The sequence below is a fragment of the Halolamina pelagica genome, assembly GCF_001307315.1.
In the GTDB taxonomy this organism is placed as follows: Archaea; Halobacteriota; Halobacteria; order Halobacteriales; family Haloferacaceae; genus Halolamina; species Halolamina pelagica_B.
The window spans coordinates 710,493-735,476 of record NZ_LGUC01000001.1; the positions used below are offsets into that span (position 1 = coordinate 710,493).

The window sequence follows — 24,984 nt, forward strand, 5'->3', positions numbered from 1 at the left end:
GGATTATGCGCCCCACGGTCCCCAGTTCCCTTAGGCGATGAAACTACACGAGTACCAGGCCAAGGAGGTGTTCGCCGAGGCCGGCATCCCCGTGCCGGAGTCTCGGCTCGCCTCGTCGGTCGACGAGGTCGTCGAGGCGGTCGGGGAGATCGGCTACCCCGCCGCGATCAAGGCACAGGTCCACGTCGGCGGCCGCGGGAAGGCCGGCGGCATCGAGATCGTCACGAGCGAGGACGAGGCCCGCGAGGCCGCCGAGTCGATCCTCGGCATGGACCTGAAAGGGTACACCGTCGAGCGCGTGCTCGTCGAGGCCGGCGTCGACTTCGTCGACGAACTGTACGTCGGCGTCACGATGGACCGCGCGGCCGGCGAGCCGGTCGCGATGGTCTCCACCGAGGGCGGCGTCGACATCGAGGAGGTCGCCGAGGAGACGCCCGAGGCGATCGCCCGCGAGCACGTCGACCCCGCCTTTGGCATGCACCCCTACGAGTCCCGGAAGGTCGTCTACGAGGCCGGCGTCGAGCAGCAGTTCGCCGGCGAGGTGGCGTCGATCCTGCGGACGCTGTTCCAGCTCTACGAGGACTCCGACGCCTCCGAGATCGAGGTCAACCCCGTGATGATCACGGCCGACGACGACGTGATCGCCGCCGACGCCGTGATGAAAATCGACGAGGACGCGCTGTTCCGCCAGCCCGAACTCGCCGAGATGGAAGAGGACAGCTACGAGGACGACCTCGAGCGTAAGGCCGGCGAGTACGGCTTCGACTACGTCCGGCTGTCGGGCAACGTCGGCATCATCGGCAACGGCGCGGGCCTGGTGATGACGACGCTCGACCTCGTGGACTACTACGGCGGCGAGCCCGCCAACTTCCTCGACATCGGCGGCGGCGCCAAGGCCGAGCGCGTCGCGAACGCACTCGACATGGTGTTCTCCGACGAGAACGTCGATTCAGTTGTGTTCAACATCTTCGGCGGCATCACCCGCGGCGACGAGGTCGCCAAGGGGATCAACGAGGCGCTGGCGCAGTTCGACGAGATCCCCAAGCCGGTGACGGTCCGGCTCGCGGGGACCAACGCCGAGGAGGGATGGAGATCCTGAACACCGACCTCGTGACGGTCGAGAAGACGCTGGAGTCGGCGGTCCAGCGTGCGGTTGCTGACGCCGAGGAGGTGAACCAATGAGCATTCTCGTCGACGACGACACCCGAGTGGTGGTACAGGGCATCACCGGCGGGGAGGGCAACTTCCACGCCGAACAGATGATCGAGTACGGCACCAACGTGGTCGCCGGCGCCGTCCCCGGCAAGGGCGGCCAGACCGCCGCGGGCGTCCCCGTCTACGACACCGTCCAGAAGGCCGCCATCGAGGAGGACGCCGACGCCTCCGTGATCTTCGTGCCGCCGGCGTTCGCGGGCGACGCGATCTTCGAGGCGCTCGACGCGCCGCTGGACCTCGCGGTCGCGATCACCGAGGGCGTCCCGACCCAGGACATGGCGAAGGTGAACAAGCGCCTCTCGGAGGTCGACACCCGCCTGATCGGCCCGAACTGTCCGGGCATCATCACCCCCGGCGAGGCCAAACTCGGCATCCTGCCGGGCAACATCTTCTCGGAGGGGAAGGTGGGGCTGGTCTCCCGCTCCGGCACGCTGACCTACCAGGTCGTGGACAGCCTCACCCAGCGCGGTATCGGCCAGAGCACCGCCATCGGCATCGGCGGCGACCCGATCATCGGCACGTCGTTCGTCGACGCCCTCGCGGCGTTCGAGGACGACCCCGAGACCGAGGCCGTCGTGATGTGCGGCGAGATCGGCGGCGAGGACGAGGAGCAGGCCGCCGCCTACATCGCGGAGCACATGGAGACGCCGGTCGCCGGCTTCATCGCCGGCCGCACGGCGCCGCCGGGCAAGCGCATGGGCCACGCGGGCGCCATCGTCTCCGGCAGCGGCACCGGCACCGCAGAGAGCAAGATCGACGCGCTCAACGACGCGGGCGTCCCCGTTGGCGACACCCCGAGGAGGTCGCCGACAACGTCGAGAGCTTCCTGTAACGCGCTAGCTGTCGTCGCCGTCGGCGGTGCCGCCGTCGATGGCGGCGGTCGTGTTCTCGACGGCGCCGGTGGTCGTGCCACCCCGTTCGCCGACTGTCGACGCGAGCACCGACGAGACGCCTCGCCGGAGTCGCTCCGACAGCGCCTGTTCGGAGATGTCGAACCGGTCGGCCAGCGTCTCGAGGTCGGTCTGGCGGGGCACTTCGAAGTAGCCCGCCTGCAGCGCTTCCTGTAGCGCTTCGGTCTGTTTCTCCGAGAGGTCGTACTTCTGTCCGTGGTCGCCGTCCGCCGGATGGGCTCGCAGGAGTTCGACGCTGAACCCGTTCTCTCGGAGGAGGCTGATGTACTCCGTCAGCGCCTCGCGATCCGGCAGCCGCACCTTCAACACGGCGCCGTCGACGCTCGTCTCGATGGAGAGCCGGGAGGCGCCGGTCTGGCGGTCGATCGGGCCGGGGTTCGTGGTGTCCTCGCGGTCGACGACGACGCGGTAGAGCCGCCGATCGTCGCCGCCGTCGATACACTCGTACGTTCTGACCGTCGGATCGTCGGGCAACGCGGCCTCGAACGCCTCGAAGTCGCCGCCCGAGGCCCAGACGAACAGCACGGGATCGGACGCCCGGTCGGCCGCCGTCGCCCACTCGCGTTCGAGGGTCATCCCGGGAGCCGCCGTTACCGACGGTCGCATCACTAACTGCGCGTCGGTCAGACGGAGTTCCGCGATGAGGCTCACAGCTACCGGTTCGACGGCGTGTTACTAAGGTTATGTGGCGACGAAAAGTGGGGGTGGACGGGAAGGGATCCACGCCCCGATGTCAGAGGCGGCCCATCCGACGCTGGTGCGTCGGTGGACATCGTAACGTATGACCGGGGAGGAGGTAGTCTTTTGGCTTGTTTACTCCGGGCTTTTAAGCGTGCCTGGCCGCGTTCACTCGAACAGTGAACCCACTCCCGACAGAGTGACGCGGTCGGTCGCGACCTCGGCGCCGCCGTCACCGAAGCCGCGACCGGTCGCGACGAGCGCCGCCGTGTCACCCTGATCGAGGACGCCGGCGTCCCGGAGGGGTTCGAGCGCCGCCAGCGTCGTCGCGGAGGCGGGTTCGACCGCCAACCCCGCGCTCGCGAACCGGCGGCCGGCACGTTCGATCGCGTCGTCGTCGACCGCGACGACGGCGCCGTCTGTCGCTCGCGCGGCCGCGAGCGCCCGGTTCCCGCTCGGCGGATCGGCGTTGGCGATGGAGTACGCGATCGTCTCCCCGCCCTCGACGGCGGTCACCGTGTCGTCGCCCCGGGCGAACGCCTCCGCGATGGGGGCACAGGCGGCCGCCTGCACGAAGCAGAGCTTCGGCGGCGCGTCGAGCAGCCCCGCCGCGGTCAGCGTCCGGACCGCCTGCCACGTGCCGCTGGCGTGGCCGCCGCTGCTGACGGGGAGTACGACCGCGTCGGGCGCGTCTTCCAGTTGCGCCAGCAGCTCGAGCGCCGTCGTCGCTTGCCCCGCCACCCGCCACGGCGCGTCGCTGTTCAGGAACCGGACGCCCGCCTCTTGCCCGACTTCCAGCGCCTCGTAGTACAGTCGGCCGTAGTCGCCGTCGACCCGGACCAGCCGCGGGTCGTAGCGCCCGATCGCGGCGAGTCGTTCGTCGGCGATGTCCGCCGGCACGAGCACGGTACAGTCCATCCCGGCCGCGGCGGCGCCGGCGGCGACGCTCTCGGCCATGTTCCCGTGGGAGACCGTGCCTATCCGGCGCTCGCCGCGTTCGAGGGCGGCGGCGATCCCGAACGCCGTCCCGCGATCCTTGAAGCTGCCCGTCGGGTTCAGCCCCTCCGGCTTCACGTGGACAGTGACACCGTCGGTGTCGAGCGATTCGGCCCGGACGAGCGGGGTCCCGCCCGCGGCGGCCGGCAGGCCGCTCCCTGGGGCCGGTGCGTCGACGCCCAGTAGCGGCAGCACGTCCCACATCGACTCGACGCAGGTCGGGTACGAGTCGGGGACTGCATCGGGGTCGGTGTCGAGCCAGAGCGGTTCGCCGCAGTCACACCGCACCCGGCGGTCGTCGTCTGTTCGGGCGTCGCAGCGCCAGCACACGCGGGTCATGGCGCGTGATGAGGGCGGGGAGCGCAAGAAGGGTGCGGGTCGATTGCTGGGCGCGCCGGTCGGGGACGCCTACTGGCCGTCGCGGACAGCCACCAGCACTGGCACGTCGACCCCGCGGAGCACGTTCGAGGCGACGCTGCCCAGGAGCGTCCGCCGGAGGTTGCTTCGTCCGTGTGAGCCCATCACGACCGCATCGACGCCCTCGTCCTCGACGTACGTCCGGATGCGGTCGGCGACGCTGCCGGCGGCGTCGGCACGCTCGACGGCAGTCCGAACTTCGGCGTCGGGGTTGTGGCCCCTGAGTTCCTCGGCGGCGTCCTCGACGGCCTCCCGCCCGCGGCTCTCGAGTCGCTCGACAAACTCCGAGCTGAGCCCGCCGGCGTTGAACGCCCCGCCGGCCTCGGCGAGGTCGATCACGTTCAGCAGATCGACGTGGCCGCCGTCGATCCGACTGAGTTCGGCGGCGTGGGGGAGCGCCCGCGCGGCGTTCTCGCTGCCGTCGGTGGGAACGAGCAGTCGCTCGGCCGCGAACGATTCGGCCGCATCGGGGACCACGAACACCGGCTGCTCGCTGCGGTACAGCACCTGTTCGGTCGTCCCCCGAGCAGGCGCCGTTTCACGCCGGAGATGCCCTGGCGGCCGAGTACGACCAGATCCGCGTCAGTCTCGTTTCCGTACGCGGTCAGCCGTTTCGCGGGGTTGCCTTCGAGCAGTTCGGTCTCGATCGGCTGTCCGACCTCGTCGGCGACCGCCTCGAGCTCCGCGAGCACGGCCGCCCGCTCCTCGCGGAGCTCGCTGGCCTCGCTCGACCCCTGCGTGAGCTCGAGGGTGCCCTGTTCGACGACGTGGACCGCCGTCACCGACGCGTCGACGCGCGTGGCGAGTTCGAGGCCGTATCGCGCCGCCCGTTTCGACTCGTCACTCCCGTCGACGCCGACGAGGATGTGGTCGTACATGTCCGACTGTTGGTACCGCTCCCCTTTACCGCTTGTCGCTGCGCTCACTGACGGCGACCGGCTGGCCCAGCCGGCGGTCGAGGAACTCCCCGAGCAGCCGGAACGTGCGCTTCTTCTGGTCGATGTCGGAGGAGCCGTGGCCCTCCTCGCCGAGTTCGTGGTACTCGAAATCGCCGCCCTCGCCCTGTTCGTACCCTAGCTCGGTCAGGCGGTCCCGCATGATGCGGGCCTGGGAGACGGGGACGCGTCGATCGTTGACGCCGTGGACGATCAAAAGCGGCGCGTCGAGGTTCTCGGCGTGGGTGACCGGCGATCGTTGCTCGTACAGGTCGGGGTTCGCTTCGGGCGTGCCGAGATACCGCTCCATCAGCCCCGTCTTGAAGTGGGGCATCGTGTTCTCGTACATGTCCACGAGATCCGAGACGCCGACGAAGGCGATCCCGGCGTCGTAGAGATCGGGGTACTGGACCAGCTGCCAGTACGCCGAGTAGCCGCCGTAGGAGCCGCCGTAGATGCCGACCCGGTCCGCGTCGATCCAGTCGCGTGTCTCGATGACGTGCTCGGCTGTCCGAGCCACGTCCGCCTGTTCGGCGCCGCCCCAGTCGCCGTAGAGCTCCTCGCGGAACGCCCGGCCGCGCCCGGCCGAGCCGCGGTAGTTCATCTGGAGGACGCTGTAGCCTTGCGTCAGCAGGAACTGGGTGTAGAGGCCGAACGACCGCTTCTCTTGGACCGGTGGGCCACCGTGTGGGTTGACGATCAGCGGGGAGGGGCGTTCGCCGGAGTCGTACAGCAGGCACTCGATGTCGAGCTCGGTCGCCGGCGAGAGATCGACAGCCCGCGCCGGCGTCTCGGCGACGCCGCTGGAGCTGACCGTGAAGAACTCGGCGTCGCGGAACAGCTCGGGATCGACGCCGCCGTACTCCGCCTCGATCAGGGTCTCGTACTCGTCGGTCGCGAGGTCGTAGCAGAGCAGCTCCGGGCGCCGCGTGGGCGTCGTGTGGAGGACGAGCACCCGTCGGTCGTCGAGTATCGGGTTCCCGAACCGGACGAACGGGCTCACGCCTTCGGGCACGTCGAGTTCCCGGCTCTCGCCGGTTTCGAGGTCGTACACCACGCTCGCGTCCGCGGCCGCTCTGGTCCTGACGGCGAGTACCCGGTCGCCGTCGGGCGTGAACCCCACGGGCCGCTCCTGGGCGTCGCCGTCGCCGAGCCACGTGACCTCGTCATGCTCGGTGTCGTAGACGCCACAGCGGTTCAGGTCGGTGCTGGTGTCACTCAACAGGAGTCGCCGGCCGTCGGGGCCCCAGTCGACGGGGACGGTTTCGGCGCCCGGCTCGCCCACGTCGAGCCGCCGCTGGTCGCTGCCGTCGGTGCCGACGAGGTAGGTGTCCTGGTTGGCCGAGTCCTCGCGCTCGTTGGTCGCGTACGCTACGCGGTCGCAGGCGGGCGGGAGGACACCGCTGTGGGCGGCGTGGTCGTGGTCGGTGAGGCGCTCGGTCTCGCCCGTCGAGCGCCGATGAACGTAGAGGTTCTGCTGGCCTTCGGCCGTCGAGCCGATCGCCAGCGTGTCGCCGTCGTCGCCGACGTCGAACAGCGTGGTTTGGCCGTCGAGCGTGACGACTGCCGCCGTCTCGCCGTCGGCGGTGATGCTGTGGATGTCGTGCTGTTCGTCGCCGTCGTCGTCCTTGTGGAAGTAGACGCGCTCGCCGTCGGCGCTCCACTGGGCCGCCTCCTTGACCGCCCGGGGACCTCGCCGTCGCTCCACTGCGTGAGCGCCCCGACTCCACGTCCAGCACGTGAAGCTGGTTCCGGCCGGTGATGTCGTAGAACAGTGCGATCCGGTCGCCGTCGGGTGATGCCGTCGGATGGGCCAGCGTCGGCAGGCTGGCGAGCTCCTCCAGCAAGTCCATCTCGTCGGTCACAGTCTCCGGTTGGGAGGAGCTGTAAAAACGCTTCGCAGAACGCCTTTTCTGAAATAATGGTTACATGAACGCGGGATCGCGTCGCTCCGGGCATGGACGGGCCCGACGAGGCTGAGCGCACCGTGACGGTCGACGAGTCGGGCTCGGTCGTGGGGACGACGATCGAGCCCGGGACGGGTGGGTAGCGGCCGCTACGCCCGGATCGCCTGCCGCTGCTCGTCGACGAGGTCGAACGCTGCCTCGGTGTCGCCCAGCACGAGCAGCGCGTAGTAGCGCAGGAACGTCTGGACCGGCACCGAGAGTAGCAGCGCGAGCACGAACAGCAACAGGACGAACAGCGCGATCGTGATGGCGATGAGGGCCCCGCCGGCGATCTCCGACACCGAGAGCAGCGCGACGCCGCCGACGCCGACGATCACGAACGGGATCGCGAGGATCAGCATGCCCACGAAGGTGACGATGCCGACGACGAGGCCGACGGCGATCGACAGCACGAACCGCACGAACACGTAGACGAGGTACTGCTTCCACTGGCCGGTCAGCGTGGGCCAGAACCGACGCCAGGCCGCGAGGACGTTGCGGTTCTCCGCGATCATCACCGGCACGACAAACTGGGTCGTGAACCCGTTGACGAGCGAGGAGACGATCGCGACGACGAACGCGACGCCGATCGCGAGCAGCAGCAGGATCACCGAGAAACTACCGTTGCCGGTCAGGAGCGGCCAGGCCGCGGCGGCGATCGCCCCGCCAGCGACCACCAGCGAGAGCAGGCCGACCACCAGCCGGAAGCCGAACAGCCGGCCGCCCTGCCGCCAGCGCTCCCCCAGTAGCTCCGGATCGACACGCGTTCGCGACGGATCGACTCGACGAACACGAACTCCATCACCGCGCCGACGAACGCGAAGCCGACCCCGATCAGGATGATGGCGCCGACGATGGCGCCGATGATGGCCCACTCGGTGGGAGTGAGCGAGTTGACGATCTCCGAGAGACTAGGCAGCTGTCCCGGATCCGACGGCGTGGTGCTCGACGTGGTGTTGCCGAACTGCGCGGGGTTGGCCGACCCGGTGCCGCCGAGGAAGAACACGACGAACGCGAGCTTGAGCCACCGACCGAAGTCGAACGGCCAGAGGAACGAGCGCGTGGCCGCGATGGCGTCGTCGATGTCCTGGAGCGCGTACAGCGTCATCGACGCCACCCCCGTGGGTGGGAGCAACTGGACAGCGATGTCGTGGAGGGGCTGAAACGGCTAGTCCGGGGCCTCATGTCAGGGCTGTTGGGCGACCGGTATCATATAGTTTCGCCTACGCTATCGGGCGTGAAAACGCGCCCCGGGATCAGAGCACGGCGAAGTAGTAGTACCCGCCGACGGCGGCGACGACGAGGACGGCCACGACCGGGAGCAGCCGCCGCGTCGTCGACTTCGGCACCGAGTGGCTGTGCAGGTTCCGGCCAACCTCGAAGAGATCGTACTCCTCGCTGCCGTACTCGTAGGTGACCTTCTTGACTGGCACCGACCGCTGCTCGACTTCGTGTGCCACCGTCGTCGGGCCGCCGTCGCTCGCTCGGTCGGGCGTCTGCCGGACCGTCATGTCGAAGCGGTCGCCGTCGACATCGGCGAACCACTCCTCGTCCGCGCCCCGGATGTCGTCGACGGCGAACGTCGATTCGGGCTCGTACTCGAGCGTCCCTTTCGTGGTCTCGTACAGTTCGCCAGCGCCTGAACAGGTGCTACAGGGTACGTCGCCTTGCCCCGCGCAGTCGGGGCAGGTCACCTCGCCCGCGCCGTCACACGTCGGACACTGCCGTTCTCCCGTCGCGTTACAGGTCCTGCAGGCGAGTTCACCCGTGCCGTTGCAGCGACTGCACGTGGTGTCGCCCCGGCTGCCAGTGCCGTTGCAGTCACCGCAGTCGACCGCCCCCTGGCCGGCACACGCCCCGCAGTCGGCAGTGCCGTCGCCCCGGCACTCGTCGCATCTGACGACGCTCCGTCGGTCGCAGGTCCCACAGGCTTCGCGGCCGCTCCCGCCGCAGTCCGTGCAGCCGACGAGCCGTGCCCCGTCGAAGTCCGCGAACTCGACAGTCCTCGACTCGAAGCTGTCCGGCGCGTGCTCGTAGCGCTCGTCGATCGGTACGATCGATCCCCGGGAAGGGGCGTCGGACGGCGGGACCGAGATCGTCCGCGTCGACTCGGTAACGGTGAGTGTCCGCTCGATCTCCTTGATCGCGTCCCACTGCTCGTGGCTTCGGACCGTCGACGACTCGGCGAGATCGTTCGCGACGCTCCAGGTTTCGGTGTACTGGTCGAGCAGCGCTTCGGCCTCAGCGTCGCTCGCGGCGGCGACCGGGTCGGCGGCGCCAGCGTCGGCGTCGGCAGCCATCACGAGGCCTCCACGTCCAGGGTTTCGAGCACCTGGATGTCGCGGTCGAGGCCGCGGGCCTCGCGGGCCACGTCCGCCGCGCCCACCTCCGGCGTCATCTCGTTGCCGAAGTACACACGCTCGGGTGCGTACGGCGGCCCGACCTCGGCGGCAAGCGAGTCGTCGCTGGTGAACCGGGCGCCGATCTGATGGGTCAGGTTCTCGCCGGACTCACCCTCGCTGCCGAAGCCGGAGATGACCACGCGGTCGACCTCCCGGGGCGCGTAGCCGGCTTCGAGCACCAGCTCCGTCGCCAGCGACTCCGCGACCGAGGTCATGTCCGCGAACAGGTCGATGAAGTGCTCCGTCCCGACCCGGACCCGGATTCGCTCCCCCCGATCTCGACGGTTCCGGTGGTCGAATCGGTCGTGGGATCGAACGCTTCCCGTGCCAGTGAGTGCATCGCGACCGTCGTCGAGAGGTCGATCGCGTCTTCCGGGACGCCAGCGTCGACGAGCGCGTTCTCGGCGGTTACTTCCAGTAGCTTCGCGAGCCCGGCGTCGATCGTCTCGCGGCCGCGAACCCGGACCCGCCCCTCGTCGAGGTTGACCGCCGCGACCGTCACGGTGATCTCCCAGAGTCCGAGGTCGACCACCACGATCGGGTGGCCACCGTACTCCTCGGTGTTGATCTCGTAGTCGACGGCGCCGAGCACGCTGGTGGCCACGTCGTGGCTGACGACCTGTCGCACGTCGAACCCCGCATCGCCGACGGCCTCGGCGAGCGCCTTTTCCGCGCTCTCGGCGTAGTCCGTGGGAGGGCGACGACGGTCTCGCCCGTCCAGCCGTCGTCGTCGATGGCGTCGTACACCGTCGCAAGCCGGTCGGCGTACCCGTCGCCGACGGACACCGTCCGGATCGGCCCGAGGTTCTCGATCTCGAGCATCGGCGTCGCCGGCCCGGCCAGCGCCGCGAACGTCTCGTCGAGCCCCGACGGCTGCTCCCCGCCGGGCGTGTCGATCATCGAGACGAACTCCTCGCCGGTCGGATTCGACTGGGTACGGTCCTCACAGGACATCGTCGTCACCCGCAGCCCGTAGTCGTCGATGGCGATCCCGCAGACGCGGTCGTCCGGTGTACTACTGAACAGCCCCATACGTAGAGTAGCCGAGTGTGGCGACCGTTAGCTCACGGGCTGACGGGATTCATCACCGGCCGACGAACGCAGAACCGTACAGCGTTTCGACTACCGGATCCGCGCCGAGAGAAAGTGGGTCGGCCAAGATTTGAACTTGGGGCCTGCTCCGTGTGAAGGAGCCGTCATAACCGGACTAGACCACCGACCCTTCAACCGGAAGTTACGCGAGGGCGGACTTAAGCGTACTGTCTCAGTCCTCGCGCTGCTCGCGGTAGGCGGTCACCCGCTCGCGAGCGTTCTCGACCGCCTCGCGGGCCTCGCCTTCGGCGCGTTGCTCCAGCTCCTTCAGGTCGCCCTGGAGCTTCTCCAGGCGCCCCGGCTCGGGCTCTTTCTCCGTGCCGGTGAGCTCGCGGACCCGATCCTCCAGCGGCTCGACTTCCTCTTTGATGCCGGCTTTCGCGTGCTCGACTGCGCGACCCATGTAGTACCGTGCGTCCTCGAAGTGACTCGCCATACGTCTATGTTGCTCTCGAAAGGTCAAAAGCCTTGAGGCCGACTCAGTACGTCGGCGACTCCTCGGGCTCCCCTTCGCGCTGGTTCACGAGGCGTGCGGCGGTGAACAGGTAGTCCGAGAGCCGGTTCAGGTAGCGGATCGCCTCGGCGTTGACCGGCTCGCCGTCGGTCTCCGCGAGCGCGACCGCGCGGCGCTCGGCGCGACGGGTGACCGCGCGGGCCTGGTGCAGTCGCGCGCCGGCGTCGCCGCCGCCCGGGAGGACGAACGAGGTGAGCGGTTCGAGCTCGTCGTCGGCGTCGTCCATCCACGCCTCCAGTTGGTCGATGTCCTCGGGGCCGATCTGGGGGTCGTCCGCGCCGGTGTCGGGGTTGGCGAACTCTGCCTGCACGACGTGGAGGCAGTTCTGGATCTGCTCGAGCTGGCCATCCACGTCCTCGTGGCCTGTGGGGCGGACGCGCCCGACGAGCGCGTTGGCTTCGTCGACCGTGCCGTAGGCCTCGATCCGCGGGCTGGTCTTCGAGACGCGTTCGGCGTTGCCGAGGTCGGTCTCCCCTCGTCGCCGCGGCCGGTGTACACCGTCACGCGAGGGTCGCCTCCACGTACTCGACGATGTTTGCGCTCTCGGCCATCGTGACGCCGCGGTCGTCGTCGACGAGCACGGGCACCGCGCGCTGGTTGCTCACGCGAGCGACCTCGTCGCGCTCGGAGTGGAGCGCGTCGACCCAGACGGTTTCGTACTCGACGCCGGCGTCGTCGAGGGCGTCGTGCGCCTTCTCACACCACGGACAGCCGTCCAGTGAGTACAGGGTGACGGACATACCCGGGGGTTGGGTTGGACGGGGGAAGTAGCTTGTTACGGCGGGGGTACTGCGGTTCCCCGTTCGGGAATGGAACACCCTGGCGTGGTGTGTTCGGCCCGCTGTCGTCGAGTCCGGGCTGTGCGAGTCCGTCGCGCAACGTCGACCCGAGCGAAAACGCTATTCGCTCTGCCGATGATGTAACTCACGTTATGAATAACTCTGGTACCTTTCGCTCTCGGTTCGGGCTCTCGGACGCTTCGATCGCGGGCGTCAGCCTGACGCTGGCGGGATTCATCGGCGTCATGGGGATCATCACCGCCGAGGTCCTGTACCCGGACTACTCGACGAGACAGGACATCAGCGACCTGGGCTCGACACGCCCGCCGAACCCCGTTATCCACGAGCCGTCCGCGACGATCTTCAACAGCACCATGCTCTTGACGGGGGCGATGGTGCTCGTCTCCGCCTACCTGCTCTACCGCGTCCTGGATCGTCGCGGGTTCCCGATCGCGCTGGCGGTGTTCGGGTTCGGCGCGTTCGGCGTCGGCGTGTTCCCGGGAAACGTGGCCCCGTGGCACGGGCTGTTCGCCATGCTCACGTTCGTCTCGGGTGGGATCGCGGTGGTGCTCTCCGCTCGAGTCGTCCCGAGGCCGTTCTCGCTGCTCTGTGGGCTCTTCGGCGGTATCTCGCTGCTCGTCCTCGCGAGCGTCTTCTTCTACGGGTTGGTCGGCGGCGGTCCCAGCCCGCTCGAACCCCTCGGGCCCGGCGGGATCGAGCGGTGGGTCGTGTACCCGCTGATCCTCTGGCTGCCCGCCTTCGGCGGCTACTTGTTGGCGGACTCGGCCGACGCGACGGCGACCCACGAGTAGGACGGGGGCGAGACCGACGATCGTGTCGGGGTCGGTACGGCGTCGACGCCGGAGCCACCGAAACGACATCTTCAACAGGCCCACGATCGAACTCGGCGGGTATGAGCCTCGAACGCGAACACGAGTGTCCGGAGTGCGGGGAGACGCGGACGTTCTGGAAGGTCGCGGCGATGAACCTCCACCTCGGCGAGAAAACGAAGTGGCACTGTGGCGAGTGCGACTACGGCTTCATCCAGATCAACGGCATCAGCACCGAACAGGCCGCCTGAAGGCGTTTCGCTCCGTTACTCTTCGTCCAGCGCCTGCCACGAGAGCCGCGGGTCCCGCGCGGCGCTCGTCTGGTCGATCCGCCGTGCGGTCGTCCGACTCGGGGCGTCGTGGCGCTCCTCGTCGGTCGACCCCATCGCGGCGTCGAACGCCGCCGCCAGATCGTCCAGCGACTGCTTGCTCTCGATCTCGGTCGGCTCCGTGAGCATCGCCTCGGGCACCATCTCCGGCCAGTTCGTCGTCGGCGGGTGGACGCCGAAGTCGAGCATCCGCTTGGCCACGTCGGCGGCCGCGGCGTCGCCCGCGGTGGCCGCGAACTCGTGGTGGAACGGCTCGTACGGCACGTCGAGGTCGATCTGTTCGGCGAGGTAGTTCGCGTTCAGCACCGACTTCGCGCTCGCGTCGCGTAGCCCCGAGTCGCCGAGGCGGGCGATGTAGGCGTACGCCTTCACGAGCACGAGCCAGTTGCCCTGGAACCCGTGGACGTTCTCGATCGCCTCGTCGCTCTCGACGAGTTCGTAGCCCGAGTCGGTTTCCTCGACGCGGGGGTTCGGGAGGAACGGCGTCAGCTCCTCGACGACGCCGACGGGGCCGGCGCCCGGCCCGCCGCCGCCGTGGGGTGTCGCGAACGTCTTGTGGACGTTGTAGTGCATGATGTCGAACCCCATGTCGCCGGGCCGTGCGCGCCCCAGCAGCGCGTTGAGGTTCGCGCCGTCGTAGTACAGCAGCCCGCCGGCGTCGTGGACCACGTCGGCGATCGCTTCGATGTCGCGCTCGAACAGCCCAACCGTGTTGGGGTTGGTGAGCATCAGCGCCGCGGTGTCTTCAGAGACGGCCGCCTCGAGCGCCTCCATATCGACGCGACCGTCGTCGCCGGAGGGGAGTTCGACCACGTCGTAGCCCGCGAGCGCCGCCGTTGCGAAGTTCGTCCCGTGGGCGGAGCTCGGGATCAGCACCTCGCTGCGCTCCTCGCCGTTGGCGCGGTGGTAGGCGCGGGCGACGGCGATCCCGGTGAACTCGCCGGCGGCGCCGGCGGGCGGCTGGAGCGTCACCGCGTCCATCCCGCCGATGCGGGCGAGGTAGTCCTGCAGCCCCGCGAGCAGGCCGAGCGTCCCCTGGATCGAGTCCGCGGAGCGGTCGGGGTGGATCGCCCCGTTGGGGTCGGCGGCCACGTCCTCGGTCACCGGCGGGTTGTACTTCATCGTACAGGAGCCCAGCGGGTACGGCCCGGACTCGATGCTCCAGTTCATCTGGGAGAGCCGGGTGTAGTGGCGCGCGACCTCCGGCTCCTCGGGGTTGGGGAGCGTGAGATCGTCCCGCGTCAGGTCGTCGGGGAGCGCGTCGCCGGGCTCGACGGTGTCGCTGCGCTTCTCGGTCAGCAGCGGTTCGTTCTCGTCGTCGCTAACGGCGTAGGTGGCTTGGTCGTAGCTGCGACCGGGCTCGCGTCCGTTCCCTGTCGGTCCGCTCATGCCGCCACCTCCTCGAACGCGGCGACGAGATCGTCGGCCGCGTGAGCGTTGGCGTCGGTGATGCAGACCTGCAGCCGGTGGTCGCCGATCACGTGGACGGCGAACCCCTCGTCCGCCAGGTCGTCGGCGATCGCGGCCGCGGGCTGGTCGGTGCCGACGACGAACTCTCGGAAGTGGTGGCGGTCGTCGACGGGCGCCTGCAGGCCGGTGATGTCGTCGAGGTCCGCCGCGAGATCTTGGGCGAGGGTCACGCAGTCCTCCGCGAGGTCGACGAGGCCGTCGGCGCCCAGGGAGGCGGCGTGCATCGCCGCCCGGAGCGCGACCCACGCCTGGTTCGTACAGATGTTCGAGGTCGCACGCTGCTTGCGGATGTGCTGTTCGCGGGTCTGGAGCGTGAGCGTGTACGCTCGCGTGCCGTCGGCGTCCTCGGTGGCGCCGACGAGCCGGCCCGGCACCTGTCGGAGGAACTCCTCCTTGCAGGCGAACATCCCCAGCCCCATGCCGTAGGCCGCGGGGAGGCCGAGCACGCCGGCCTCACCGACGACCACGTCGGCGCCGACGCTCGCCGGCTCCTCGAGGATCGAGAGCGCGACGGGGTCCGAGCCCAGACAGAACAGCGCGCCCGCCTCGTCGGCGAGCTCGCCGATCTCGGCCAGGTTGGGCTCGATACAGCCCCGGACCGTCGGCGTCTCGGCGTAGACGAACAGGGTCTCCTCGTCGACGGCGTCGGCGAGGGCGTCGACGTCGGCAGTCCCTGGGCTGTGGGGTAGCTCTCGACGCGGAGGTCGGCGCCGTCGACGTAGTTCGCGAGCACCGAGCGCTTGCCCTCGCGCAGGTTCTCCGGGACGAGCACGACCTCGCCGTCGGCGCTCCGGACGCGCTCGGCGAGCAGCGCGGCCTCGCCCAGCGCGGTCGCGGCGTCGTACATCGAGCAGTTGGCGATCTCGAGCCCAGTCAACTCCACGAGCATCGACTGGTACTCGAACAGCGCCTGCAGGAACCCCTGCGTGATCTCGGGCTGGTACTGGGTGTAGGAGGTGAGGAACTCCGAGCGCTTCGAGAGGCTGTCGATGACGCTCGGCACGTAGTGTTCGTAGTGCCCGCGGCCGAGGAACTCCGTCAGGTCGTCGTTCTCGGCGAGCAGGTTCGAGAACTCCCGGCGGAGTTCCTGCTCGCTCCGGGGCTCGATGCCGAACTCGCCGTCGAACGCGACGGGGTCGGGGATATCGAACAGATCGGCCTCGTCGTCGACGCCGAGGGCGTCGAGCATCGCGGCCGTCTCGGCGTCGGTGTGAGGAGCGTACGGGCTCCCGCTCCCTCCCTGCTGAGGACTGCCGTGGCTCATGGTTCGACAGGTGGGCCCTCGGGGACAAAGACGTGCCGACTCCGGCGCGTTAGTGGGGTGACTGTGCAGGGTCGTGTGGTAAAGGGGGCGACAACCGATCCCTAGCTACTGCTGCTCCCGGACTCGAACGTGGCGCCGTTCACGACGACGAACAGCACGAGGAGCATGACGCCGCCGACGCCGAAGGCGAGCGCGGTCGTCCGCTGTTGGCCCGGCGTCAGACCGACCCGCGCCGCGGCCCACGAGGTGCCTCAGGCTATCTGTGCTTCGTACTCGTCGGCGTCCATCAGCTCCTCGAACTCCGACTCGTCGCTCGGGTCGATCTCGAGCAGCCAGCCGTCGCCGTAGGGGTCCTCGTTGACCAGCTCGGGCTGGTCGTGGAGGGCGTCGTTGACGGCGACGATCTCGCCCGAAACCGGGGCGTAGAGGTCCGAGACGGCCTTGATGGACTCGACGACGCCGAACGGCTCGTCGTGGCTGATCGTGTCGCCCTCGTCGGGCAGTTCCACGAACACCACGTCGCCGAGCTCGTCCTGTGCGAAGTCGGAGATGCCGATCCGGATCGGTTCGTCGGTGGTCGCCCACTCGTGCGATTCGAGATACTTCCGGTCGTCGGGGGTGTCGAAGCTCATTGGTCGATGAAGGGGGTGTGGTGACTGCTGCGCGCTTCTCTTCGCCGCGGATCACGACGGCGACCTCGGTGCCGTCCTCGGCCAGTTCGGTCGGGAGGTAGCCCAGCGCGATCGGCTCGCCGAGCGTGGGGCTCATCGTCCCGCTGGTGACCTCACCCACCGTCTCGCCGTCGTGGGTGATCTCGTAGCCGTGGCGGGCGACGCCGCGGTCGAGCAGCGTGAGGCCGGTGAACGTCTCGTCGACGCCAGCCTCCTGCTGGGCCGCCAGCGCGTCACGGCCGACGAACTCGGTGTCGAGGTCGACCGTGAAGCTGACGCCGGCCTCGTACGGCGTTCGCGGGTTCTCCTCGGGGTGGAAGTCCTGGCCGGAGAGGAGCAGCCCCTGCTCCATCCGGAGGGTGTCCCGGGAGCCCAGCCCGCAGGGCTGGCAGTCGAACGCCGCCCAGACCGGCTCGGCGTCGTCGGCGTCACAGAGGATCTCGACGCCGTCCTCGCCGGTGTAGCCCGTCCGGGCGACCAGACAGTCGGCGCCGGCGATGGTCGCCTCGGTGGCGGTGAACCGCGGGAGGTCGGCGAGGTCGTCGCTCTCCTCTCCCAGGGGCGCGCCGACGGACTCGACGGCGTCGGCGGCGAGGCCGACCGCGTCGGGCCCCTGCACCGCGAACATCGCCCAGTCCGCGGTCTCGTTGGTGACCTCGGCGTCGAGCCCGTGCGCGTCGCGGTAGTCGACCCAGCGCCGCTCGGCCTCCTCGTCGTGGCCCGCGTTGGGGATAAAGAGGTACCCACCCTCGGGGAGGCGGTACGTCATCGTGTCGTCGTGGATGATCCCGTCCTCGTCGGTGATGCAGGCGTACTGGGCGTCGCCCGGCTCCATCGAGGCGATGTCGTTGGTCGTGAGTCGTTGCATCAGGGTCTCGGCGTCGGGGCCCTCGACGCGGATCTCACCCATGTGAGACACGTCGAAGATCCCGGCGGCCTCCCGGACGGCGGTGTGTTCGGCCCGGATGGAGTCGAACTCCACGGGCATCTCCCAGCCGCCGAAGTCGGTGAACCCCGCGCCGCGGTCCTCGTGGACCTCGTACAGCGGTGGTCGCCGTGTGGCCATACTGGCACTGTCGGTGGCGGGAAGTAATGTCTTGCCATCCCGGCCACCCCGACGATCGTGACCCGAGCAAAAAGGCTAACTCGCTGTCTCCCGACGCCGCTGACGTGCCGACACTCGCCGAACTGTTTCGGCTGGGGCAGGTCGTCGTGCTCTCGGCGACGCTGCCGCTCGCAGTCATCGCCGCCCGCGGCTTCCGGGACGCGCCGTTCGGCCGCGTCGTCCGGCCGCTGGTGCCGATCACGCTCACGTATCTCGCGATCGCCGCGATCAAACTGGCCGACCCGTCGATGGGGGCCGACGCCAGCAGACTACTCGGGAGCGTCGCCGTCGTGCTGATCGCGTGGACTGCCGCCCAGGGGATCCTGCTCCTGAGCGGCCGGAGGCCCCGATGAGCGTCCACGTCCTGGCGGCCCAGACCGTCGTCCTCGTCGTCGTCTCGCTGGCGATCCTCTACCCGGTCGTCGCCTACGCCCGGACGCTGCTGTACACCGAGGCCGTCACGCTGCTTGCGGCGTCGGTGCTCGTGTTCACCGCCGGCTCGGTACTCCAGGGTGGGCTCGGGATGGTGACGGCCGCCGAGGGGACGTATCTCCTCTCCTGTCTCTGCTTTGCCGGCTCTGTCTGGCTGTTCGCCCGCGAGTTCGTCCGGGTGGGTGACTCGTCGTTCGACACCGACGACACGCCGGGATCGTCCCCGGGGTTCGACGGGGCGACGACGGGCGTCCCGTCCCCGAGCGAGGAGGGGTTCGCCGGCGCCACGGAGGGGGACGATGGCGAGTAGCGAACAGCAGTCCCCCGCGGAGGGGCCGCTCGACCTCGAGCCGGGAGAGGCGGCGCTCGCGATGCTCTCGACCCGTGACACGCCGATCGCCTACCTCCCGCCGCAGGCGCTCGAGAACCTGCTCGTCGTGACTGTCGACGCCCCGAACGCGTCGAGCAGGCCGTGCGGGAGGCCGGCGGCGACCCGAAGAACGTGGGGATCGTGCCGGTCTCGGCGTCGCCGGTGCAGTACGACGGTCCCTGTTGGACCGCCGAGCGGGTTTCGCCGTCGGACCTGACGGGGATCAGTATCCAGTTCTCGCGGGGCGAGCGCTACCTCGCGGCGGATACGGGCTGGGTCGTCGTCGACGGGCTCGGGACGATGCTGATGTACGTCGAGGAGACGAAGCTCTATCGGCTGCTCTCGCATTTCGTCACCCGCGCCCGTGGCCGTCGGTTCCGGCACGTCACCGGCATCGCCGACGACGTCGTCTCGTCCGACACGCTTGCGCGGTTCCAGAGCCTGCACGACCGGTCGGTCTCGCTGGAGTAGCGGGTCGACCGAATCCCGGGTGGTCGGAGGCTCTCGGCCCGTTCCAAACGGTTTATACCCCTCACCCGGAAACTCCCACGTATGGCGAAAGAGCAGAAGCAGGTGCGTGAACTGCAGGAGGGGAGCTACGTGATGATGGACGAATCCCCCTGCGAGATCAACCACTACAGCACTGCCAAGCCCGGCAAGCACGGCAGCGCGAAGGCGCGGATCGAGGGCGTGGGCGTGTTCGACGAGAAGAAGCGCAGCCTCTCCCAGCCGGTCGACGCGAAGGTCTGGGTCCCGATCGTCGAGCGGAAGGGCGGCCAGGTCGTCTCCGTCGAGGGCAACGACGCGCAGGTGATGGACCTCGACACCTACGAGACGTTCACGATGCGGATCCCCGAGGACGAGGAGCTCAACCCGGACGACGAGATCGAGTACCTCGAGTACGAGGGCCAGCGGAAGATCGTGTGATGGGGTTTCCCGGCGCCGTCGCCGAGCGAGCGGCCGCCGACTACGCGATCGTCGGCGCACCCCTCGACGCCTCGACGACGTTCCAGCCGGGGACCCGGTTCGGCCCGGAACGGATCCGGCGGTTCGCGCGGACGTTCGACGACTACGACCGCCGCACCGACTACCACTTCTCCGACTGTGCCGTCCACGACGCCGGCGACGTGCGGGCGTGGGACGACGCGGTCGAGTACCTCGAGTTCCTCGGCGGCAGCCTCGCCGATCTCGCGCGTGACGACGCCGTCCCCCTCCTGCTGGGCGGCGAGCACACCGTCACCGCGGCGGGCGTCCGCGCGACCGACCCCGACGCGCTGGTCGTACTCGACGCCCACCTCGACCTCCGCGACGACTACGACGGCAACCCCTGGAGCCACGCCGCGGTCACGCGCCGCGCGCTCGACGGCGACCCCGACGACGACCCGCTCTCGACCGTCTCCGGCACCGCCGACCGCGCGGTGATCCTCGGCGCTCGAACGGGATCCGCGGCGGAGTGGGAGCGCGCCAAACAGGACGACGTGACGGTCGTCGCCCCCGAGGACACCGCCGACTGGGAGGCCGACTTCGCGGACGAGTCCGTGTACCTCTCGGTCGACATCGACGGCGCGGACCCGTCGGTCGCGCCCGGAACCGGGACGATGGAGCCGTTCGGGCTCGCGCCCCGAGAGATGCGGGACGTGGTCCGGCAGGTCGCGCCTCACGCCGTCGGTTTCGACGCCGTCGAGGTGAACGACCGCGACGACGGGCAGGCCGCCGCGCTGGCGGGCAAGCTGCTCAAGGAGTTCGTCTTCTCGCACGCCGACGCGTGAGTTAGCTGTCCGTGACTGTCCTTTCGACTGCACCGATCACCGCGTAGAGTACCACAGGGGCGGGCCAGAGGAGGAGGTACCAGCCGAACGGGGTCGGGTCGACGGGCGTCAGCCCGGAGGCGACGATCCGGTACGTCCCGAACGCGGAACCGACGAGGAGGAACACCGAGAGAGCCCCCGGCGCACGGGAGCCGTACTTCGAGTAGAGAACCGCCGGCACGAACCCGAGTGCGAACATCCCGCCGACGAGGTAGAACACGTACAACGGCTCGGTACCGACGGAGGACAGCAGATCCCCGAAATCGAGGAGGGACCACAGCACTAACGATAGCAGCGCGTGGCCGACTCCGACTGCGAGGCCCAACAGGCGCGGTCGGTCGTCGACGGACGCACGGAGGCTACTCGGGGACACGCGTCTCATATGTCGTGTGCGAGATAAACCCCTTCTGGGGCTGGGTCGCGGCGTCTGAGCGTGAGCCGGCTCGGCACGGCCGCGAAGGGAACGCTGTTCCGGACGCGACCCCGACGACTAAGTCCTCGGCCGCCCGCTCCCGAACTGAATGCGCGTCACCCTCCTCGGCACCGGCGACACTACCGGCACCCCGACGGTCGGCTGTGACTGTGCCACCTGCGAGCGCGCTCGGGAGCGCGGCGTCGAGCGCTCGCGCTTCTCGGTCCACGTCGAGAACGAGCGCACCGGCGAGTGCCTGCTGATCGACGCCTCGCCCGACTTCCGTCACCAGTTCCAGGCGACGGGCGCCGACCTCCCCGACGCGGCCGTGATCACCCACATCCACTTCGACCACTTGGACGGGCTGGGGAACTTCTACCGCCTGCTCGACGATCTGCCGGTCCACGCCGCAAGCGAGGTCGACCCGTTCACCGGCGAGAGCGTCGCCGACTCGGTCCGGGAGCGCTACGACTACCTCGACGTGGTCGAGGTGTTCGGCCAGGAGCCGCTGACGACGTTCGCCGCCTGTGGCTTCGAGTTGACGCTCGTCCCCGTCGACCACCCGCCGATGGCGTGCTACGGGCTGGTCGTCGAGGACCCCGAGACCGGGGCGAAGCTCTCGCTCTCCGGTGACACCAGCTACGACATCCCCGAGGCGTCCCGCGACGCGCTCCGGGACCCGGACCTCCTCCTGGCTGACGCGATCGTCCCGGCGTCGCTGGCGCCGAAACACCCGATGGGCGGCTCGGACGTCGTCGACGGCGTGCCGATGACCTTTGGCACCAAGCACATGACCCGCGAGGGGGCGATCCGGCTCGGTGACGACCTCGACGCCGACGAGACGCGGCTGGTCCACGTCGCGCACTACTACCCACCGACGGAGGCGTTCGCGGAGCCGCTAGCCGTCGACGGCGAGGTGTACGAGCTGTAGGGACCGCTAGAACTGGTCCAGCCCGGCCTGCTCGCGCGCGACGCCCGCCGGATCCTTCTCCCACGGGCTGCGCTCGGCGCGGCGGTCCTCGGAGTCGAGCTCCGGCGTCCCCCCGGCTCGTACCCCGGACAGTCCGTCCCGCAGTCCATCGACGGCACGACGAGGCGATCGTGGAACGAGCAGTGCGGAACTGCGTCCGGGGTCGCCGAACAGTTCGCACAGCCCGGGAACTCGGCGGGGCGCCAGCCTTTCCCCCAGGCTCGCTCGGCGATCCGGCGGCGCTGGCGCGCCTTGGCGTCGGTGTCGACGATGCGCACGTCGGTCCGCAGCGGTTCCTCCGCCAGGAGTTCGACGCCCGGTTCGTCGACGGGCAGCGACGACGCCTCGCGGACCGTTTCGCGCTCGCCCGTCTCGGGGTCGAACCGCCAGACGCCGACGGGCTCGGGGAGGCGGTTCAAGTGCGCGCCGGTGACGTAGCTCTCCGTCGCCAGCCACACCTCGTCGAACAGCCCCAACGCGGCGTCGAACCGGAGTTGGAACTCGAGATCGCCCGGCCGGCCGAGGTCGGGCTTGTTCTCGATCCCGACGAGTCGGTCGACCCACTCGGGTAGCGAGTCGTCTGCCGGACGTACGTGCGGCCGCCGCGGCGCGAGCGGTGGAAAAACCCCAGTTCGGCGGCGCGTTCGGCGACCGACGCGGCGTGTTCCGGGCTGCAGTCGAACGCCTCGGTGACGGGCACCGCCTCGCCGACGCCCACGTCGGCCTCGACGGCCAGCGGCGGGATGGTCCGGTCGGTGATCGCGGCGCGGTCGGTCACTCGCTCCGTCGGGACGACGCCGACGAGGTCCATCACGCGGGCGCCGGGGGTCTCGACGCCGGCGCCGAGTTGGCGAGCGACGATCCAGTCGGTCGCGGCTTCGAGGTGGGCCGACAGTGCGAGTTCGAACGCGACCTCCACGGGCGGGGGTGGGTGGGGCGCGGACAAAAGGGCGTCTCTCCGACGGATGCGGCCCCCACGAGGCCGGGAGAACAGCACCTTTATCAGTCGCTCGGGGTGAATTTAGAGTAGAATTCCTCTCAGGAGGTCATATGGTGACGGAGAACCCAACACAACCGGAGGTGAACATCGGACTGGTCGGCCACGTCGACCACGGGAAGACGACCCTCGTGCAGGCGCTGAGTGGTTCGTGGACCGACAAGCACAGCGAAGAGATGAAGCGCGGGATCTCCATCCGCCTGGGCTACGCCGACGCGACGCTGCGTCGATGCCCCGAGGAGGAGGAGCCCGAGTGCTACACGGTCGCGGAGCACTGCGACGAGCACGACGTGGACACCGAGGTCGTCCGCGAGGTGTCGTTCGTCGACGCGCCGGGTCACGAGACGCTGATGGCGACGATGCTCTCGGGCGCGGCGATCATGGACGGCGCCGTCCTCGTGGTTAGCGCCACCGAGGACGTGCCCCAGGCCCAGACCGAGGAGCACCTCATGGCGCTGGACATCATCGGCATCGAGAACGTCGTTATCGCCCAGAACAAGGTCGACCTGGTCGACCGAGAGCGGGCCCAGGAGAACTACCGCCAGATCCAGGAGTTCGTTGAGGGTACGGTCGCGGAGGACGCGCCGATCGTCCCGATCAGCGCCCAGCAGGAGGTCAACATCGACCTGCTGATCGACGCGCTGGAGCGGGAGATCCCGACGCCCGAGCGGGACCCGACGGCCGACTCGCGGATGTTCGTGGCACGGAGTTTCGACATCAACAAGCCGGGGACGACCGCCGACTCGCTGCTCGGCGGCGTCGTCGGCGGGTCGCTCGTACAGGGCACCCTCTCGGAGGACGACGAGATCGAACTCCGACCCGGCCGCGAGGTCGAGGAGGGCGGCCAGAGCGAGTGGCAGCCCATGGAGACAACCGTTCGCTCGATCCAGGCCGGCGGCAACCCCGTCGAGGAGGCGAGCCCCGGCGGCCTGCTCGGCGTGGGGACGGGGCTCGACCCGTCCTACACGAAGGGTGACGCGCTCGCGGGACAGGTCGCCGGCGAGCCCGGCACCCTGCCGCCGACGCTCGAAGGCTTCGAGATGGACGTCGAACTGCTCGACCGCGTCGTCGGCGAGGACGAGGACGAAGTGGAGGAGATCTCGACGGGCGAGCCGCTGATGCTCACCGTCGGCACCGCCACCACCGTCGGCGCCGTCACCAGCGCCCGCGACGGCGAGTGTGAGGTATCGCTCAAGCGCCCCGTCTGTGCGGAGCCGGGGGCGAAGATCGCGATCAACCGCCGCGTGGGCGCACGCTGGCGGCTCATCGGCATCGGCACGCTGAAGGAATGAGCGCGACGGCGGTGCTGGACACCAACGCCCTGATGATGCCGGTCGAACTCGACGTGCGCGTGTTCGACGAGCTCGACCGGCTGCTCGGGGCGTACGACGCCGTTACCCCCCGAGCGGTCGTCGCGGAACTGGAGAAGCTCCGGGACGGCAACGGGGCGGAAGGCACCGCCGCATCGGTCGGTCGCGATCTGGCCGAGCGCTGTCGGATCGTGGAGACGGACGAACCGTACGCCGACGACGCCGTCGTCGCGGTCGCGGAAGCGACCGAGGGCGAGGTGTACGTGGTGACCAACGACCGCCCGCTGCGTGATCGCCTGCTCGACGCGGGCGTTCACGTAATCGGTTTAAGGGGGCGGAACACACTGGCGATAACTGAAACCTAGCATGTACAAACGGGTACGACTCAAGGACACGGTCGAGGTGCCGCCGCGGAACCTGGCCGACGTGACGGAGGAGCGGGTGCGAGCTCTGCTCCAGGACAAACTGGAGGGACGGATGGACGAGGACGTGGGCAGCGTCGTGAGCGTCGTCGAGGTCCACGACATCGGCGACGGCGCCGTGCTGCCGAACCGACCGGGCGTCTACTACGAGGTAGAGTTCGACGCCATCACCTACGACCCGGACATGCAGGAGGTCGTCGACGGCACGGTCGTCGAGGTCGTCGAGTTCGGCGCGTTCGTCGGCATCGGCCCGATCGACGGGCTGCTCCACGTCTCCCAGATCTCCAACGAATACCTCGCCTACGACGGCGAGAACCAGCAGCTGGCGTCCTCGGACTCCAACCGGACGCTCGGCGTCGACGACGCGGTGCGCGTCCGCATCGTCACCAAGAGCATCGACGAGCGAAACCCCCGGGACTCCAAGATCGGCCTGACGGCCAAACAGCCGGGGCTCGGCAAGCACGAGTGGCTCGCCGAGGAGTACGAGAGCCGCCAGGAGGAGGAGGCGTAGATGGCCGACCCGCGACTGGCGTGTCGGGAGTGCCACTACGTCAACGATCCCGACAGCCAGAGCTGTGACTACTGTGGCTCCTCCAGCCTGACCGAGGACTGGGCGGGCTACGTGATCATCAACCACCCCGAGGAGAGCGACGTGGCCGACGAGATGGAAGTCACCGAGCCGGGGAGCTACGCGCTCAAGGTCCGGTAA

The 24,984-nt window shown here is 69.2% G+C and carries 24 protein-coding genes, 1 tRNA gene and 9 pseudogenes; 15 read left to right on the plus strand and 19 right to left on the minus strand.

Translation table 11 applies throughout. The features are described 5' to 3' along the window. Nucleotides 1–37 precede the first annotated feature (37 nt). Together sucC and sucD are read left to right on the plus strand one after the other, a co-directional pair. Nucleotides 38–1,182, plus strand: a pseudogene (gene sucC, locus SY89_RS03725) (ADP-forming succinate--CoA ligase subunit beta). Further along, nucleotides 1,179–2,047, plus strand: a pseudogene (sucD, locus tag SY89_RS03730) (succinate--CoA ligase subunit alpha). The pseudogenes sucC and sucD overlap by 4 nt, the downstream one beginning before the upstream one ends. 4 nt (nucleotides 2,048–2,051) lie before the next feature. On the opposite strand, the gene SY89_RS03735 reads toward sucD, so the two are convergent. From SY89_RS03735 to SY89_RS17070, 9 genes and pseudogenes are all read right to left on the minus strand, one after another. Further along, complete coding sequence (locus SY89_RS03735; protein WP_054583201.1) at nucleotides 2,052–2,777, minus strand: helix-turn-helix domain-containing protein; 726 nt, start codon at nucleotides 2,775–2,777, stop codon at nucleotides 2,052–2,054. A 195-nt stretch (nucleotides 2,778–2,972) separates the two neighbouring features. Then, complete coding sequence (locus tag SY89_RS03740; protein WP_054583202.1) at nucleotides 2,973–4,139, minus strand: threonine synthase; 1,167 nt, start codon at nucleotides 4,137–4,139, stop codon at nucleotides 2,973–2,975. Nucleotides 4,140–4,208: 69 nt separating this feature from the next. Next, the gene (locus SY89_RS18090; RefSeq protein WP_239685641.1) at nucleotides 4,209–4,655 is read right to left on the minus strand and encodes a universal stress protein; all 447 of its coding nucleotides are present in this window, start codon (nucleotides 4,653–4,655) and stop codon (nucleotides 4,209–4,211) included. Continuing rightward, nucleotides 4,559–5,095, minus strand: a complete 537-nt coding sequence (locus SY89_RS17565; RefSeq protein WP_204374416.1) for a universal stress protein — start codon at nucleotides 5,093–5,095, stop codon at nucleotides 4,559–4,561. The genes SY89_RS18090 and SY89_RS17565 overlap by 97 nt, the downstream gene beginning before the upstream one ends. Nucleotides 5,096–5,120: 25 nt before the next feature. Next, nucleotides 5,121–7,005 (minus strand): annotated as a pseudogene (locus SY89_RS03750) (S9 family peptidase). A 203-nt stretch (nucleotides 7,006–7,208) separates the two neighbouring features. Then, nucleotides 7,209–8,206, minus strand: a pseudogene (locus tag SY89_RS19805) (DUF7544 domain-containing protein). A gap of 148 nt (nucleotides 8,207–8,354) precedes the next feature. Further along, on the minus strand, nucleotides 8,355–9,398 hold the full coding sequence (locus tag SY89_RS03765) for a DnaJ-like cysteine-rich domain-containing protein (RefSeq protein WP_054583205.1): 1,044 nt from the start codon (nucleotides 9,396–9,398) through the stop codon (nucleotides 8,355–8,357). Beyond that, a complete protein-coding gene (locus SY89_RS03770; protein ID WP_054583206.1) occupies nucleotides 9,398–9,715 on the minus strand; it encodes a hypothetical protein in 318 nt (105 codons plus the stop codon). The genes SY89_RS03765 and SY89_RS03770 overlap by 1 nt, the downstream gene beginning before the upstream one ends. Continuing rightward, nucleotides 9,712–10,128, minus strand: a complete 417-nt coding sequence (locus SY89_RS17070; protein ID WP_189319103.1) for a hypothetical protein — start codon at nucleotides 10,126–10,128, stop codon at nucleotides 9,712–9,714. The genes SY89_RS03770 and SY89_RS17070 overlap by 4 nt, the downstream gene beginning before the upstream one ends. On the opposite strand from SY89_RS17070, the gene SY89_RS17075 reads away from it, so the two are divergent. Continuing rightward, nucleotides 10,108–10,476, plus strand: coding sequence for a hypothetical protein (locus SY89_RS17075; protein WP_054583208.1), 369 nt, complete (start codon nucleotides 10,108–10,110; stop codon nucleotides 10,474–10,476). The genes SY89_RS17070 and SY89_RS17075 overlap by 21 nt on opposite strands. A 171-nt stretch (nucleotides 10,477–10,647) precedes the next feature. Here the strand turns inward: SY89_RS17075 and SY89_RS03785 are convergent. The 4 genes and pseudogenes from SY89_RS03785 to SY89_RS03800 all read right to left on the minus strand — a co-directional run bounded on the left by SY89_RS03785 (nucleotide 10,648) and on the right by SY89_RS03800 (nucleotide 11,846). Next, nucleotides 10,648–10,722 (minus strand) — tRNA-Val (locus SY89_RS03785). Between the two features lie 42 nt (nucleotides 10,723–10,764). Further along, nucleotides 10,765–11,028, minus strand: a complete 264-nt coding sequence (locus tag SY89_RS03790; RefSeq protein ID WP_054583209.1) for a DUF7553 family protein — start codon at nucleotides 11,026–11,028, stop codon at nucleotides 10,765–10,767. Between the two features lie 43 nt (nucleotides 11,029–11,071). Continuing rightward, nucleotides 11,072–11,610: pseudogene (locus SY89_RS03795) on the minus strand (cob(I)yrinic acid a,c-diamide adenosyltransferase). Next, the gene (locus tag SY89_RS03800; protein ID WP_054583210.1) at nucleotides 11,607–11,846 is read right to left on the minus strand and encodes a glutaredoxin family protein; all 240 of its coding nucleotides are present in this window, start codon (nucleotides 11,844–11,846) and stop codon (nucleotides 11,607–11,609) included. The pseudogene SY89_RS03795 and the gene SY89_RS03800 overlap by 4 nt, the downstream one beginning before the upstream one ends. 191 nt (nucleotides 11,847–12,037) lie before the next feature. Here SY89_RS03800 and SY89_RS03805 point away from each other — a divergent pair, with 191 nt between their 5' ends. Together SY89_RS03805 and SY89_RS17080 are read left to right on the plus strand one after the other, a co-directional pair. Beyond that, a complete protein-coding gene (locus tag SY89_RS03805; protein ID WP_080506586.1) occupies nucleotides 12,038–12,697 on the plus strand; it encodes a DUF998 domain-containing protein in 660 nt (219 codons plus the stop codon). Nucleotides 12,698–12,798: 101 nt separating this feature from the next. Continuing rightward, complete coding sequence (locus tag SY89_RS17080) at nucleotides 12,799–12,966, plus strand: DUF7838 family putative zinc beta-ribbon protein (protein WP_189319104.1); 168 nt, start codon at nucleotides 12,799–12,801, stop codon at nucleotides 12,964–12,966. 15 nt (nucleotides 12,967–12,981) lie between these two features. Here SY89_RS17080 and gcvPB read toward each other — a convergent pair whose 3' ends face one another. From gcvPB to gcvT, 4 genes and pseudogenes are all read right to left on the minus strand, one after another. Then, entirely contained in the window at nucleotides 12,982–14,433 is a 1,452-nt protein-coding gene (gene gcvPB / locus SY89_RS03810; RefSeq protein ID WP_054583211.1) for an aminomethyl-transferring glycine dehydrogenase subunit GcvPB, read from the minus strand. Further along, nucleotides 14,430–15,778: pseudogene (gene gcvPA / locus SY89_RS03815) on the minus strand (aminomethyl-transferring glycine dehydrogenase subunit GcvPA). Before gcvPA ends, gcvPB begins: the two are co-directional and overlap by 4 nt. 251 nt (nucleotides 15,779–16,029) lie before the next feature. Further along, a complete protein-coding gene (gene gcvH, locus SY89_RS03820) occupies nucleotides 16,030–16,410 on the minus strand; it encodes a glycine cleavage system protein GcvH (RefSeq protein ID WP_054583212.1) in 381 nt (126 codons plus the stop codon). 10 nt (nucleotides 16,411–16,420) lie between these two features. After that, nucleotides 16,421–17,515: pseudogene (gene gcvT, locus SY89_RS15700) on the minus strand (glycine cleavage system aminomethyltransferase GcvT); the annotation flags it as partial. 104 nt (nucleotides 17,516–17,619) lie between these two features. On the opposite strand from gcvT, the gene SY89_RS03830 reads away from it, so the two are divergent. The 5 genes and pseudogenes from SY89_RS03830 (at nucleotide 17,620) to SY89_RS03850 (ending at nucleotide 20,125) form a co-directional block, all read left to right on the plus strand. Beyond that, the gene (locus SY89_RS03830; protein WP_054583214.1) at nucleotides 17,620–17,907 is read left to right on the plus strand and encodes a hypothetical protein; all 288 of its coding nucleotides are present in this window, start codon (nucleotides 17,620–17,622) and stop codon (nucleotides 17,905–17,907) included. Beyond that, complete coding sequence (locus SY89_RS03835; protein ID WP_054583215.1) at nucleotides 17,904–18,296, plus strand: hypothetical protein; 393 nt, start codon at nucleotides 17,904–17,906, stop codon at nucleotides 18,294–18,296. Before SY89_RS03830 ends, SY89_RS03835 begins: the two co-directional genes overlap by 4 nt. A 153-nt stretch (nucleotides 18,297–18,449) precedes the next feature. Then, nucleotides 18,450–18,827, plus strand: a pseudogene (locus tag SY89_RS03840) (DUF7504 family protein); the annotation flags it as partial. A gap of 81 nt (nucleotides 18,828–18,908) precedes the next feature. After that, a complete protein-coding gene (locus tag SY89_RS03845) occupies nucleotides 18,909–19,283 on the plus strand; it encodes a translation initiation factor IF-5A (RefSeq protein WP_054583217.1) in 375 nt (124 codons plus the stop codon). Then, the gene (locus SY89_RS03850) at nucleotides 19,283–20,125 is read left to right on the plus strand and encodes an arginase family protein (RefSeq protein ID WP_054583218.1); all 843 of its coding nucleotides are present in this window, start codon (nucleotides 19,283–19,285) and stop codon (nucleotides 20,123–20,125) included. Before SY89_RS03845 ends, SY89_RS03850 begins: the two co-directional genes overlap by 1 nt. A gap of 1 nt (nucleotide 20,126) precedes the next feature. On the opposite strand, the gene SY89_RS18095 is transcribed toward SY89_RS03850, so the two are convergent. Beyond that, the gene (locus SY89_RS18095; protein WP_239685507.1) at nucleotides 20,127–20,537 is read right to left on the minus strand and encodes a hypothetical protein; all 411 of its coding nucleotides are present in this window, start codon (nucleotides 20,535–20,537) and stop codon (nucleotides 20,127–20,129) included. Between the two features lie 148 nt (nucleotides 20,538–20,685). Between SY89_RS18095 and SY89_RS03860 the strand changes: the two genes are divergently transcribed. Beyond that, the gene (locus SY89_RS03860; RefSeq protein WP_054583219.1) at nucleotides 20,686–21,507 is read left to right on the plus strand and encodes an MBL fold metallo-hydrolase; all 822 of its coding nucleotides are present in this window, start codon (nucleotides 20,686–20,688) and stop codon (nucleotides 21,505–21,507) included. Nucleotides 21,508–21,513: 6 nt separating this feature from the next. Here the strand turns inward: SY89_RS03860 and SY89_RS03865 are convergent. Then, nucleotides 21,514–22,465, minus strand: a pseudogene (locus tag SY89_RS03865) (DUF5787 family protein). A 134-nt stretch (nucleotides 22,466–22,599) separates the two neighbouring features. Between SY89_RS03865 and SY89_RS03870 the strand changes: the two are divergent. From SY89_RS03870 to spt4, 4 genes are read left to right on the plus strand one after another with little or no spacing between them, the layout of a single operon-like run. Continuing rightward, nucleotides 22,600–23,835 carry a translation initiation factor IF-2 subunit gamma gene (locus tag SY89_RS03870; RefSeq protein WP_054584657.1) on the plus strand — a complete coding sequence of 412 codons (1,236 nt, stop codon included), beginning with the start codon at nucleotides 22,600–22,602 and terminating at the stop codon, nucleotides 23,833–23,835. Further along, nucleotides 23,832–24,218 (plus strand): PIN domain-containing protein, encoded by a 387-nt coding sequence (locus SY89_RS03875; protein WP_054583220.1) that lies wholly within the window; start codon nucleotides 23,832–23,834, stop codon nucleotides 24,216–24,218. Before SY89_RS03870 ends, SY89_RS03875 begins: the two co-directional genes overlap by 4 nt. Before the next feature lies 1 nt (nucleotide 24,219). Continuing rightward, the gene (locus SY89_RS03880) at nucleotides 24,220–24,786 is read left to right on the plus strand and encodes a DNA-directed RNA polymerase (RefSeq protein WP_054583221.1); all 567 of its coding nucleotides are present in this window, start codon (nucleotides 24,220–24,222) and stop codon (nucleotides 24,784–24,786) included. Next, nucleotides 24,787–24,984 carry a transcription elongation factor subunit Spt4 gene (gene spt4, locus SY89_RS03885; protein ID WP_049979771.1) on the plus strand — a complete coding sequence of 66 codons (198 nt, stop codon included), beginning with the start codon at nucleotides 24,787–24,789 and terminating at the stop codon, nucleotides 24,982–24,984.